This window comes from Comamonas sp. GCA5 (genome assembly GCF_036541385.1).
In the GTDB taxonomy this organism is placed as follows: domain Bacteria; phylum Pseudomonadota; class Gammaproteobacteria; order Burkholderiales; family Burkholderiaceae_C; genus Comamonas; species Comamonas aquatica.
Genome location: NZ_JAZHFR010000036.1, coordinates 20,726 through 33,218, shown reverse-complemented (window position 1 = coordinate 33,218; position 12,493 = coordinate 20,726). Strand labels below are relative to the sequence as shown.

At 63.1% G+C, this 12,493-nt stretch carries 10 protein-coding genes and 2 pseudogenes; 5 read left to right on the top strand and 7 right to left on the bottom strand.

The genetic code is table 11. The features are described 5' to 3' along the window. The first annotated feature begins 140 nt into the window (after nucleotides 1-140). From SJH88_RS19765 to SJH88_RS10500, 5 genes and pseudogenes are all read left to right on the top strand, one after another. Nucleotides 141-1,294 (top strand): annotated as a pseudogene (locus SJH88_RS19765) (AAA family ATPase). Nucleotides 1,295-1,805: 511 nt separating this feature from the next. Then, entirely contained in the window at nucleotides 1,806-2,153 is a 348-nt protein-coding gene (locus tag SJH88_RS10515) for a type I restriction endonuclease subunit M (RefSeq protein ID WP_274754437.1), read from the top strand. A 17-nt stretch (nucleotides 2,154-2,170) separates the two neighbouring features. Then, nucleotides 2,171-2,776, top strand: a complete 606-nt coding sequence (locus SJH88_RS10510) for a hypothetical protein (protein ID WP_274754436.1) — start codon at nucleotides 2,171-2,173, stop codon at nucleotides 2,774-2,776. After that, the gene (locus SJH88_RS10505) at nucleotides 2,751-4,178 is read left to right on the top strand and encodes a hypothetical protein (protein ID WP_274754435.1); all 1,428 of its coding nucleotides are present in this window, start codon (nucleotides 2,751-2,753) and stop codon (nucleotides 4,176-4,178) included. The genes SJH88_RS10510 and SJH88_RS10505 overlap by 26 nt, the downstream gene beginning before the upstream one ends. Nucleotides 4,179-4,406: 228 nt before the next feature. Beyond that, on the top strand, nucleotides 4,407-5,045 hold the full coding sequence (locus tag SJH88_RS10500; RefSeq protein ID WP_274754434.1) for a DsbA family protein: 639 nt from the start codon (nucleotides 4,407-4,409) through the stop codon (nucleotides 5,043-5,045). A 205-nt stretch (nucleotides 5,046-5,250) separates the two neighbouring features. On the opposite strand, the gene SJH88_RS10495 is transcribed toward SJH88_RS10500, so the two are convergent. The 7 genes and pseudogenes from SJH88_RS10495 to SJH88_RS10465 form a co-directional block, all read right to left on the bottom strand. Further along, nucleotides 5,251-6,156: a TIGR01777 family oxidoreductase gene (locus tag SJH88_RS10495; protein ID WP_274754433.1), complete on the bottom strand. Its 906-nt coding sequence runs from the start codon at nucleotides 6,154-6,156 to the stop codon at nucleotides 5,251-5,253. A gap of 33 nt (nucleotides 6,157-6,189) precedes the next feature. After that, nucleotides 6,190-6,888, bottom strand: a complete 699-nt coding sequence (locus tag SJH88_RS10490; RefSeq protein ID WP_274754432.1) for an SDR family NAD(P)-dependent oxidoreductase — start codon at nucleotides 6,886-6,888, stop codon at nucleotides 6,190-6,192. Nucleotides 6,889-6,915: 27 nt separating this feature from the next. After that, a pseudogene (locus SJH88_RS10485) lies at nucleotides 6,916-8,486 on the bottom strand (cryptochrome/photolyase family protein). Further along, nucleotides 8,483-9,790 carry a DASH family cryptochrome gene (locus tag SJH88_RS10480; RefSeq protein WP_274754431.1) on the bottom strand — a complete coding sequence of 436 codons (1,308 nt, stop codon included), beginning with the start codon at nucleotides 9,788-9,790 and terminating at the stop codon, nucleotides 8,483-8,485. Before SJH88_RS10480 ends, SJH88_RS10485 begins: the two are co-directional and overlap by 4 nt. Next, entirely contained in the window at nucleotides 9,787-9,867 is an 81-nt protein-coding gene (locus SJH88_RS19760; RefSeq protein ID WP_420921735.1) for a DUF2256 domain-containing protein, read from the bottom strand. Before SJH88_RS19760 ends, SJH88_RS10480 begins: the two co-directional genes overlap by 4 nt. 97 nt (nucleotides 9,868-9,964) lie before the next feature. Beyond that, a complete protein-coding gene (locus SJH88_RS10470; protein ID WP_274754430.1) occupies nucleotides 9,965-11,029 on the bottom strand; it encodes an NAD(P)/FAD-dependent oxidoreductase in 1,065 nt (354 codons plus the stop codon). After that, nucleotides 11,026-11,640 (bottom strand): lipocalin family protein, encoded by a 615-nt coding sequence (locus SJH88_RS10465; RefSeq protein ID WP_274754429.1) that lies wholly within the window; start codon nucleotides 11,638-11,640, stop codon nucleotides 11,026-11,028. Before SJH88_RS10465 ends, SJH88_RS10470 begins: the two co-directional genes overlap by 4 nt. Nucleotides 11,641-12,493: the final 853 nt, after the last annotated feature.

Genomic DNA, 12,493 nt, shown 5'->3' with positions numbered 1-12,493 from the left:
AACCGTCCACAAAGAAGGAGAGAAACAAAACCTTATCCACATCTTGAGCCTTACGGCTCAAGCCAAAGGGTGGGTCAGTTTGAGATGGAAATTGCGGGTCAGTTCTGCGTGGAAATCAACACGTTGCCGACATAAATGCTTTGATCGGCACGAGCAACAGCAAGACTGCCACGTTAGAAAAACACAAAACCAGTGCCAGAGAGGCACTTCGCCTGGCTGATGTGTTCGCCTTTGCTGAGGCCATAACCTATGACAAGGAGCTTGGCCGGATTGCCACACTTAAGGCCACCGCTGACACCGCAAGCACGGCCTGCACCGATGCAGAAAAAGAAATTCGTGACGCCGAGGCTGAGATCCAGACATTGAGGGCAAAACAGAAGGATGAGCGCAAGGGGGCGGAACGAGTCAATACCCTGCTCAACAACTTCTTCGGCCATGACGGAATCAAGCTGGAAGCGCGCGACGGTGCAGACAACGCGACCGTCAAGTTTGAGATCACCCGCAACGGCAAGTCGGCCTACAACCTCAGTGAAGGCGAATGCTCATCGCATTCTGCTACTTCATGGCCAAGCTTGAAGATCCAAAGAGCAAAGGCAAAGAATTAATCATTTACATTGACGATCCAATTTCAAGCTTGGATGGCAATCACATCTTCTTCATGTTCAGTTTGATTGAAAGCTTGATCACCAAGCCAGTGAAGAAGCCAGACGGCTCAAATTCGTATCGCTACAAGCAACTGTTTATCTCCACGCACAATTTGGACTTTCTGAAGTATCTTAAGAAGCTCTCCCTGCCACCAGAAAAAAACCATGGAGGCAGCCAGCACTTCTTGATCGAGAGAAACGGTGGTGCCAGTGCTATTTCGTTAATGCCATCCTATCTCAGAGAACATATCACCGAATTCAACTACCTATTCCATCAGATCTATAAATGCCGCAATGATCAATACGCTAAGGTTTCACATGAGCCTTTTTATTCATTCGGCAACAATCTGCGCAAATTCCTAGAGACATTCTTGTTCTTCAAGTTTCCATACCAAGACGACAAGAACGACTCCTTTGAGCGAATCAAGAAATTCTTTGGAGAAGAGGAAAACACAGCCATTACGCTCGTCAATCGTCTCAACAACGAGCTCTCACACCTAGAGGCGGTTCCAGACAGAGGCTTCAAGCCTGTTGAAATTCCTGAGATAGCCAAAGTTGCCAACTATGTCTTGGAAAAGATCTATGTCTCCGACAAGGTTCAATACAACTCTCTCTTGAAGAGTATTGGCGAGCCTGAGCGAGTGGATTAATTTTCGCAATGCGGCAACTTGAAAACAAAGCACCCGTTAGGGTGCTTTGTTATTTCACAGTGAATCGACCAGCTATTCCTAGCTAGGCTAGCCTCAGCCCAATCACTGCCCTGAGCATCAACAGTCATTGGTCGTTCGGTCTTGACCGACTGCAACCAGCCTGAAGTTGCTATTTAGCCTATTTGTCACTGGTTCAGCTTAACTTTTAAATATCCATTTATATATATCAAATATATTTGATATTCAAATGTTGGCATTGTTTAAAATGAGCTTACGCTTGTGTTGCACAGCGTAATCGGCCGCTCGATCATTGATCGATCTGTTTCTCTCGCTCGATGTCCTGAGCTTCCCCCGTTTTGTGCATCTGATTTGATCAGGTAGCTTGCTCGTGCATGCGTTTTGAACGCTTGTGCGGCGTAGCCATGCCTGTCAATTTGAGGTCATGACCCTTGGGGGAAGTGTTGGGCAGTACAGGGCACTTCTTTCTCACTTTTCCCTTTTGGAGTTTTCTATGACTGATACAGGTCAGGCCGCCGCATGCCCGAACGATTCTTCTCCTGCTGCTCATGACAAGGCTGCTGCAGGTACGCCCTTGTTTGCCCTGGGCCAAGTACTGGCCACACCTGGGGCATTGGAGCTTCTGGAAACCCATCAACTGACAGCACTGCCGTTTGTGCTGCGCCATGTGTCGGGTGATTGGGGCGATATCTGTACCGAAGATCGGCAAAGTAATGCTGAGGCTTTGCAGTACGGCTACAGGCTGATGTCGGTGTATGTGATTTCCAAGGCAGAACGCTTATGGATCATCACGGAGGCTGACCGCAGTTGCACCACGCTGTTGTTGCCCGAGGAGTACTGATGCTGGGGCGGCGCTTTGTGCTGCACTCGCAGCTGAGTGTGGGCCGCTCAGGTGCAATGGCCCATCAAAACAAGCTGCTGCTGCGCCAGGGCGAAAACGACATGGCTTGCGGGCACCACTGCGTGTTGATGGCTTTGATGCTGTTGGGCCAGGTGTCACGCGATGCCCTGTATGAAAGCGACCTTGATGCACGGCTGATGGAAGTGAGTGCCATGGGCCAAGCTCTGTACTTCAGCGGCTGTAGCAGCGCAGCCATCAAAGAGCAGTTTGCACCGTTTTCTGAGCAACTGCTGTGCCGCCAGCTGCGTCGCAATGTTGAGGCCCGCACAGTGGCTGCACTGGAATCAGACCATGTGTGCCTGGTGCGCTTCACTTCGCCCAGCTACAGTCATTGGGTGCTGGCAGTGGGTGTGATGTATGCCGATGGCAAACCACATTCTTTGCTGGTGCTTGACCCCTTGATGGATGGAGTGCCGCTCACTCCTTGGAATGCCTTGCTGGAGCATTGGGGCAGCAAAAAGCTGCGCAACACCAACGCCCGCTGGTCAGAAAAAGCCACCTTGGACAAGGTGGTGCAAGTCGGTTTACGCAGCCGCCGTGGCACGGCCATTGCGCTGGCTTGAGTTTCAGTTTCTCGCTCTCTTTCTTCTGATTTCCCTTGTGCACGTTGTGCGCCTGGTGCTTGGCTTTGGAGGCTGCACTCAGGTGCCGTTGCGGCGTGCCTGTTTTGAAAGTTTGACCATGCACCCTTATCACCTGAGGTGGTACCGCTACCGGCGTTTGCTGGCGGCGGTGATGACGTTGCCTGCACTGGATACCTCAACGCCTGTTCCGCATGAATTCAGTGGGCAGTGGCCGTGCTGCTTCAATGGCTGTGCCGAGGCTGGGCGTTATGTGCATGCCTCAAGGCCATCCATGGAGCCGCAATCAGCCATGGTGCTGGAATTGGCTGATGCGGCTTTGCAGGGGGTTGAGCCAATCAGCCAGCGCACCGCTGCATGGCAGGCATTTGCACGGTGTGCCGTGCCCCAGTTGGGTTTGGGCAGCTTGGCGCGGCTGGTGGCACTGCTGCAGCAATACGGGCCTGATGAAGATGCTGAGTTGGCCGTATTACTGTGGCAAGGTGAAATCACCCAACCTGTAGCTGCACTCAAGGCCGTGCAGCGTTTGCGCCGCCTGGTCGCATTCTTGCAAAGCCAGGACATCACGGATGCAGCCAACTGGCTGCAGTGGTGGGATTCGGCAGATGCGCAAGCGGTTGTGTACGGTGCACCGCATCAAGCGCCAGACACGATCAACGCTTTGTTGTGGCACTTGGACAGCGGGCGCTGTGATGTACCTTGGGTGCTGACGTTTGCAAGGCGGGTGCTCGGTCAGGCTCCTGCGCATGGTCACGTCATGTTGGCTATTCAAGAAATGGCCGAAGCCATGAACCTGAGTGCCAAAGTTTTGGCCAGGCGCATTGCGTGGCATGAACGGCTGTTTCAAGCATTGGGCGATGTGCCAGACCTACGGCTGGCGTGGTGGCGATGCGTGAAGCGCACTTTGCAAGCCCAACTGACCAACGCCACGTCGGTCAAACTGCAAGTGCAGGGAGTCAAAGAGCCTTTGCCGCTGTCACTGGCCGTGCACCTACGCCAAGGGCAACCCATGCTGACGATTCAGCTGCCGCGTGCATTTGGTGCGGCACCAGCATGGCCCAACTTGACCATGGTGCAACTACGGCAAGAAGGCTGGGGAGCAGGGCTTGGGCTACGCTTGCTGCTGCAAGGCGAAGGCGCGTTGCCAGCTCAGCTGCAGCTGGACATCGCAAAACGCTGGAAAGCGGCGCAGCTGCAGCCACCAGTGTTTGAGCGCATCAGGGCCACCAAGTGGGAAATCAGCTGCTGCTGGTGTGATGGGCTTTGGAAACCTTCCTGCATGAACTTAGCTGATGTGAACGACTGGGCTACGGACACGGCGCTGCAAGTGATGGAATATGTGCTGATGCTCAAGGGGATGTATAGCATCTCCCTCCTTGAGTAAGCTTGGGCTCATTCCATAGTGGGTTGGTAAATATGGCGAAAGCCATTGTATGGCTGGTGTGTAGCTAAATGTGTAGCTAGGCTGATTTTTTGGAGTAAAAACTTTTGCAAGTTATTGAAATTAAATGAATTAAATTGCAAGAATAGAACAATACGACATCGTGCTGCTGTAAAGCGGCCACGCGGGGCCGCGGCAGTGCCGGTGGCCCCGCACGAACTGGAATGGAACATGAGCAAAACCCTGCATTACATCTTTGATCCGCTGTGCGGCTGGTGCTATGGCGCCGGGGCTGTCGTGGCCCAGGTGGCCGCCCTGCCGCAGCTGCAACTGAAATTGTGGCCCTGCGGCATGTTTTCGGGCGCCGGCTCGCGCGCCATGGACGACGACTTTGCCGCCTACGCCTGGACGAACGACCAGCGCATCGAGCAACTGACCGGTCAGCACTTTTCGCCGCGCTACCGCACCCAGGTGCTGGCCGATCGCCAGCAGCGCTTTGACAGCGGCCCTATCAGCCTGGCCCTGACGGCGGTGGCGTTGACAGCCCCCACGCAGGAGGTGGCAGCGCTCAAGGCCATGCAGCAGGCGCGCTACATCGACGGGCAGGATGTGACGTCGCTGGACCAACTGGCCGTGATCTTGCAAGGCCTGGGGCTGGCCGAGGCGGCGCAGCGCTTGACCGCGGCCGATGCCGAGCTGCTGCAGGCGCATGCCGCGCGCACGCAGCAAGCCCAGCACTGGCTGCAGCAGATGGGCGCACGGGGCGTGCCCACGTTCTTGCTTGAGATCGACGGGCGTGGGCAGTTGTTGCCCTCCAACCTGCTGTTTTCACAGCCCGAGGCCTGGATCGAGCAGCTGTTGGCGGCCTGAGCGCTCACACAGCGGCCCCGCTGCAGCGTGATGCGTCGCCCCGCGCAAATGAGGGGCCGCAAGCGCCCGCACAGTCCGTGCGTAGGCATACGCGAGGGTGCTTGATCACTGCCCGAGTGGCAGCGCCAGGCGGGCGGTGCTGGCCCAGAGAATCCCCGACAGGCGCAGTCGGTGGCTGCCAGTGGCCGCGCGCGCGGGCTGCGGATCAGGCACCCGGTGGGTGCAGCAACTGGTCCAAGGCGCCCGCCAGCGTGGGGTGCTGCCACGCAAATCCCGCGGCCTGCGCGCGTTGGGGACGCAGGCGCTGGCCGCCCAGCAGCAGCACGGACATTTCGCCCAGCGCCATGCGCAGCGCCCAGGCCGGTGCCGGCAGCCAGGCCGGGCGGTGCAGGGCGGTGGCCAGGGTCTGGGTGAAGGTGGCGTTGCGCACGGCCTCCGGCGCGCAGGCATTGAAGGGGCCGCTGCAGTCTGCGTGGTGCAACAGGTGGTCCATCAGCCGGACTTGGTCGTCCAGGTGAATCCAGGGCATCCACTGCTGGCCATCACCCAGTCTGCCCCCGAGGCCCAGCTTGAACGGGGGCAGTAGCCGCGCCAGCATGCCGCCCCGGGGGGCCAGGACCGGTGCGGTGCGCACCAGGGCCACGCGCACGCCGAAGCGGCGCGCGTGCTCGGCCTCTTGCTCCCAGGCGATGCACAGCTGGCTGCCAAAATCGGCCGCACCGGCCGGGCTGCTTTCATCCAGCCAGGCGTCGCCACCATCGCCGTACCAGCCCACTGCCGAGCCCGACAGCAGCACACGCGGCGGCTGGGGCTGCTGCGCCATCCAGTCCACCAGGGTCCGTGTCAGCTCGACGCGGCTGCGCCACAGCACCTGGCGGCGCGATGTGGTCCAGGGGCGGTCTGCAATCGGGGCGCCGGCCAGGTTCACCACCGCGTCCAGCGATGTACCTTCCAGTTCGTGCAGGTGGGCTATGCCGCGGGCACCGCTGCACAGGGCTGCCACCTTGTGCGGTTCGCGGCTCCAGACCCAGAGTTCGTGGCCTTGGCGTTGCCAGTGCTGGCACAGGGCTTGTCCAATCAGGCCGGTGCCGCCAGTCAGCAGGATGCGCATGGGGTTCTCCTTGGTGCAAAGTGGGCGAAGGGCTTACCAGGGCAGGCGTTGACCATCGTAGGCCCAGAAGCCGCCGCTGTCTTGGGGTTGCAGGCGATCCAGCACCGCCAGCAGGTCCTGCGCGGCCGCCGCAGGTCCACGGCCGATCTGCGCCCCGCGAAACGGTGCCGACAGCGCCGAATCCACCGTGCCGGGGTGCAGCGCCGCCAGCACGGCCTGGGGGTGGGTGCGCGCCACTTCGATCGCGGCGGTCTTGAGCAGCATGTTCAGCGCGGCCTTGGAGGCGCGGTAGCTGTACCAGCCGCCCAGGCGGTTGTCGCCGATGCTGCCCACCTTGGCCGACAGCACCGCCAGCAGGCTGCGCTCCCCCTTGGCCAGCTGCGGCGCGAAATGCGCCAGCGCCAGGGCCGGGCCGATGGTGTTGGTGGCAAAGCTGGCCGCTAGGTGCGTGGCATTCAGGTCGGTCAGGCGTTTTTCGGGACCGCCGGTGGGGCCACTGAGCATGCCGGTGGCGACCACGATCAGGTGCCAGGGCCCTTGCGGGCGCAGCGCCTCGGCGGCAGTGGCAATGCTCTGCGGTTGTTCAAAATCCATCGCAGGCGTGCTCTGGCGGCTCAGGGCAACCACCTGGGCACAGCGTGGGTCCGCGGCCAGCTGCGCGGCCAGGGCACCGCCGATGGCGCCAGTGGCCCCCAGGATGAGGGCTTGGTAACCAGTGGGCAGGGATTGCATGGCAGGCCTTGTGGAGTGGGGTTGTGGTTACAGGGTAGCGAGCTGCTGGCGCACCTGCTGTGCGTGCGCTTGCAGGGCGGTTTGCTGCTCGTGCGGCATTTTTGCCACTGGCGGTACACCAGCGCCAGCCGGTGGTTGCTGCCCAGTGTCTCGGCATGGCGCGCAAAAAAGTCCCAGTACAGGGCGTTGAAGGGGCAGGCGCGCGGGCCGGTCTTGAGCTTGGGGTTGTAGGCGCAGCCCTGGCAATAGTCGCCCATGCGCTGCAGGTAAGCCGCGCTGCTGACATAGGGCTTGGTGGCGATCAGGCCGCCATCGGCGCGCTGGCTCATGCCCAGGGTGTTGGGCAGCTCCACCCATTCGAAGGCATCGATGTAGATGCCCAGGTACCAGCGGTGCAGCGCGGCCGGGTCCAGCCCCGCCAGCAGGGCAAAGTTGCCGATCACCATCAGCCGCTGGATGTGGTGGGCATGGGCGGTCTGCAGCGACTGGCGAATCGACAGTTGCAGACAGCGCATGTCCGTGTCCCCGCTCCAGAACCAGTGCGGCAGCGGCAGTTGGTGGTCCAGCGCATTGCGCTGCTCGTAGCCCGGCATGTGCGCCCAGTAGATGCCGCGCACGTACTCGCGCCAGCCCAGAATCTGGCGCACAAAGCCTTCCACTGCGGCCAGCGGGACCTGCCCGGTGCGCCAGGCGACCTCGGCGCGCTGCAGCACCTCCAGCGGGTGCAGCATCTTTACGTTCAGCGCAAAGGAGAGCAGCGAATGGAACAGGCGCGGGGCCTGGCTGGCCATGGCGTCTTCATAGTCGCCAAAGTGCGGCAGGGCGTGGGTGATGAAGGCCTCCAGACAGGCCAGTGCCTCGGCACGGTTCAGCGGCCAGCGCACGGCGTCGGCCTGCGGCTCGCCAAAGCTGTGGATGCAGCAGCGCTGCAGCATGGCCCACAGTGTGCGGTGGTCGTGCGTGGGGCGCCAGTCCGCAGGCTCTGGCGGGGTGCCGGGCCAGGGCTTGCGGTTGTCATGGTCAAAATTCCACTGACCGTCTGCGGGCTGATCGTGCTCGTCCAGCAGCAGGCGGTAGCGGCGGCGCATGCCGCGGTAGAAATGCTCCATCAGCCACTGGCGGCGCCCGTGCATCTGGGTGGCCAGATCGTTCCGCGCCGTCAGAAAGTGTTCGCTGTCTACCACGCTGCAGTGCAGTGGGGTGGTGCGGGCCCAGTCCTGCAACTGGGCGTCGAGCCGCCATTCGTCGGGCTGCTGCCATTGCACCGTGTGGGCGCCGTAGTGCGCGGCCAATGCAGTCAGGTTGTCGGGGATGGATTGGCGGTTGCTGGCGTCGTCAAGCGCCACATAGCGCACGCGGTGGCCCGCAGTGCGCAGCTGGTGCGCCAGATCGCGCATGGCGGCAAAGATGGCCAGAATTTTCTGTGCGTGGTGCAGCACGTAGTCGGTTTCCTGGCGCACTTCCATCAGCACGTAGACCACCTGCGCATCCACCTGCTGGAACCAGCTGTGCTGCGGGTTGAGCTGGTCGCCCAGCAGCAGGCGCAGGGTGTGTGCGCCGTGCGGGGCGGTGGGGGTGGGTGTGCGGGTGTTGCTCATGCCGTGCCCCACAGGCGCACGTAGGCCCCGTCGGGGTCGTAGGTGGCGGCCTGTTTGACGGGGTCAAAGCGGCGCCCACCGCGTGGGTCGGTGCCCCGCCCGGCGATGTACAGCCAGTTGCCCTGGTTGCTGTACACGTCATAGTCCAGCAGCTGTGCCTCAAACCAGGCGGCACCAGCGCGCCAGTCGCAGCCCAGGTCGTGGATCAGATAGCTGGCCGCCACCTGGCGCAGGCGGTTGCTGAGATAGCCGGTGGCCGCCAGCTCGCGCATGGCGGCGTCAACCAGGGGCTGGCCCGTCTGCCCGGCGCACCAGGCGGCAAAGTGCTGGTCATTGTGGGGCGTGGCCTGCGCCGGGCCCAGACCACGCGCCCGGTACAGCGTGTGGCCATGCTGCAGGTGCAGAAAGCGGAAGTAATCGCGCCACAGCAGCTCAAACCACAGCCAGTAGCTGCCATCGCTGGCGCCGTGTGTGGCTTCAAACTGCCGCAGCTGGGCGATGGCTTGGCGCGGCGAGAGCGCCCCCGTGGCCAGCCAGGGCGACCATTTGCTGGAGTAGTCCAGCCCCACCAGGCCGTTGCGCGTGCGCTGGTAGCTGTGGGGCAGCCCGCGTTCCAGATACTGGCGCAGGTGGGCCAGCGCGGCTGACTCCCCGCCGTGCAGATGGCCTTGCAGGTAGGGGAAGGCGCTGCGTGCATCGGCAGCCGGGGGCAGCCCGGCCAATTCAGCCAGGGCTTGCGCTGGTGCGCCTGGGGGTGCCGTCGGCAACTCAGGTGGCAAGGGGGGCAGTGCGGCCGGTACTGGCAGGGGTGCTGCGGGTTGCAGCCCGGCACGCTCAATCGCTTGGCGAAACGGCGTGAACACGGCAGGCAACTGCGCCACCGGCCACGGCAACTGGTCGGGGTGCAGCAGGCTGCTGTGCCACACGGTGTGCACCTGCAGGCCCGCAGCGCGCAGGGCGGCAACTTCGGCCTGCTCCTCGGGGGCGGCGATGTCCTCGCAGACGAGGGTGGTAGCCCCCACGGCCCGCGCCAGCGCAGGCAGGGCGGTGGCTGCCGGCTGATTCAGAATCCATAGCTGAGAGCCCAGGTTCTGAAAGCGCTGGAGCAGGTTTTGAAGGGTATTGGCCAGCCAGGCGCGGCGGTGCGGACCGATGCGGTCAAAGCCCCAGGGGGTGCTGGCTTGCACATCGGGCAGGCACACCACGGGCAGCAGGTGCTGCGCCCCCAGCTGGCCTGCGGCCTGCAGCACGGGCTGGTCGTGCAGGCGCAGGTCGTGGCGCAGCCACACCAGCACCGTGCTCATGGCTGTGCTCCGGGCGAAGGCGGCGGCTTGCGCTGGCGGCGGCAGCGCTCGGAGCAGTACTTCACCTCTTCCCACACCTGGGCCCATTTCTTGCGCCAGGCAAACGGGCGCCGCAGCACTGGCAGGGCTTGGCGGGCAGATGGGGTTTGCGGTGCATGGTGTGCTGCCTGGTGCTTAATCTGCGTGGGCGTGCAGCGTGGCGTGCACCCGCTGGGCCAGGCTGAGGCCGCTGAGCCAGGCGCCTTCCACGTTGCCGCTGTGCAGCCAGTCGCCGCACAGGCCCAGCCCGGCCTCCGGCTGCCACCAGCAGTCCACGTTCAGTGGCGGGGCGGTGTCGGCGTAGCGCCAGCGGTGGGCGGTGGCCTGCACGCTGGCCGGCTCGGGGCCGCCCAGCTGTGCAAAGGCCTGCAGCAGCGTGGCCGTGACCGAGGCAGCGTCGTCTTCCACATGCGCCTCGCTCCAGGTGTGGGTGGCATGCAGCAGCCAGGTTTCGGGGCCGTTGCGCCCGGGCTTGCTGCTGTCGCGTGCGATCCAGCGCAGGGGGCTGTGCTCGACAAAGCAGCCGTCCACGGGCAGGGGCACCGGCTGGGGGCAGCGCACCATGACCGACCAGCAGGCCCGCATGCGGGCGCTGCGCGCCAGGTCGGCGGCATGCGGGGCTACACCCGTCAGCAGGGGCGCGGCCTGTGGGGCAGGTACAGCCAGCAGCACGGTCTGGTAGCGCTGGGGCTCGCTACCGTGCTCGGGGCTGTGCAGCAGCCACCCATCGCCGGTATGCGCCTGCAGCGGCTGGACCGTGGTTTGCCACTGAAAGCGCACCGGCTGGTCCAGAGTCTGCAGGCTGCGCACCAGCTGGGCTGCCGGGGAGGTCATGCGCGGGGTGCCGACAAAGCGCTGCACCGTGCTGGCCTGCAGCGTGAAGCCTTGCCCATCGTGCGTGCCGATGCGGGCGGTCCACGGGGCTGCGGCGCCGGCTTGCTCCCAGCTGGCAACCTGGGCCCGGAAATCGGCGTGGCGTGCGGTGAAGTATTGGGCGCCGTGGTCGCACCTCCAATCCGTCGCACCATCGCTGCTGCGGCGCGTGCTCATGCGGCCCGAGGGGCCACGGCTTTTGTCGAACACGTGCACGCTGTGGCCTGCGTGGGCCAGGGCCTGGGCACAGGCCAGGCCTGCCAGGCCGGCGCCGACGATGGCGACTGTGGCGGGTTCAACGGAGGGGGAAATTGCGGTGCTGGTCATGGTTGTGCCGGTGTGGGGGAGGCCGTGTCGGTGTGCTCCACCCAAATCAAAGCCTGTGTGTCAATGCCGAGGGACTGGGCCTGCGCCACGATGCGCTGCAACGTGGCACGGGGCAATTGGGTGTCGCGCGCCAGAATCCAGGCATAGCCGGTATCGGGGCCGACCACCAGCGCCCAGCGGTAGTCGGCGTCCAGGCCCACGACGTGGTAGCCGCCATAGAAGGGACCAAAGAAGGACACCTTGAGGGAGGCGGTGCTGCTCGGACCGGTGAACAGCGCCTTGCCGACAGCCTCGCGCCACTGGCCGGTGGCGGCCTGCCGGCCACGGTTGATCACCTGCACGCTGCCGTCGGGCTGCGGGGTGTAGGTGGCCGACACATCGCGCATGCCGCGCTCGAAGGCGTGGTCCAGCCGCGCCAGCTCGTACCAGCGGCCCTGGTAGCGCTGCAGATCGAAGCCCGTGACGGGCCGCAGCCCCGGTGGCGGGCTGGTGCTGGCGCAGCCTGTCAGCAGGGCGGCCCCGAGGAGTGCGGAGGCCAGCCAGCGCAGCAAGCGTGGGCGCGCTGTCGGTGCGGCGGGCTGGTGTGGCAGTGGGCGTGTCAGGTGCTGCATGTCTGTGAGGTGCTTCTATCGGTCAAGGTATTGGGGGCAGGGCCGTGATGGCCACGCGATCACGGCAAAGCCTGTCTGGAGCAAAGCGCTGAGCCCCGGCATGGGGTGTCGCCAATGCGCGGCTGTCTGGCTTCCCTGCGGAGCGTATTGGCCGACACCCTGCATATGCGCAGGACCGCGCACAGGCAGGCTGTGTGGGGGCAGTTGTTGCACTCAGGTGGTGAGTGCCGCCTTGGCGCGATGTGCTCCCAACCTGTTGGATGCGCCATCGGGCCTGGGCGTACCCAGCGGTCGCGTACACCACAGTGGTCCGCGATCCACTTGGGCAAGGCGATAGACCTACCGGTGCCCGTGGGTGTGTGACAGCCTGACTCCCTGTGCGGGGGCGATCCGGGACAATCCGCCCCTGCCATGTTGGGGGGCATGCAGGGCGATGCAGCTGTGCCTCTTTGTCTTGGACAAATTCAGGCCAGGCATGGCACGGTGCGCAGCCCGTCACGCCAAACCAGCCCGTTGGTCCAGTCCCCCACATTCGCAGACAGTGCGCACTGGCAGCCACCAGGCATCGCCCTGTAGACATGGTCGTCAGCAGCCTTGCATGGGCTTGCCTAGGTCCTTTCGCGCAACAAAAACCATAGCGTCTATTTCCGTCGCCCACGCGGTCCTGCGCCACTGTGTCTGGGCATGGCTGTACGGCCATGGGTGGCGGTGTGCCCCCATCGCGGCGGTACGCTGGATTGCTGGAAGCGGTGCGGATAGACATAGACAATTCAAGGTATAGCCATAATTGTCTAGGACAAAAATAGTTTTGTCCAATACATTAAGACCCAAGCCATGCGTGAAACATGGCGCA

Bases quoted from the DNA above. Each gene is read 5' to 3' on its own strand.
- SJH88_RS10515 (WP_274754437.1), top strand. From the start codon at position 1,806: ATGACTGATACAGGTCAGGCCGCCGCATGCCCGAACGATTCTTCTCCT.
- SJH88_RS10500 (WP_274754434.1), top strand. From the start codon at position 4,407: ATGAGCAAAACCCTGCATTACATCTTTGATCCGCTGTGCGGCTGGTGC.
- SJH88_RS10495 (WP_274754433.1), bottom strand. From the start codon at position 6,156: ATGCGCATCCTGCTGACTGGCGGCACCGGCCTGATTGGACAAGCCCTG.
- SJH88_RS10490 (WP_274754432.1), bottom strand. From the start codon at position 6,888: ATGCAATCCCTGCCCACTGGTTACCAAGCCCTCATCCTGGGGGCCACT.
- SJH88_RS10480 (WP_274754431.1), bottom strand. From the start codon at position 9,790: ATGAGCACGGTGCTGGTGTGGCTGCGCCACGACCTGCGCCTGCACGAC.
- SJH88_RS10470 (WP_274754430.1), bottom strand. From the start codon at position 11,029: ATGACCAGCACCGCAATTTCCCCCTCCGTTGAACCCGCCACAGTCGCC.
- SJH88_RS10465 (WP_274754429.1), bottom strand. From the start codon at position 11,640: ATGCAGCACCTGACACGCCCACTGCCACACCAGCCCGCCGCACCGACA.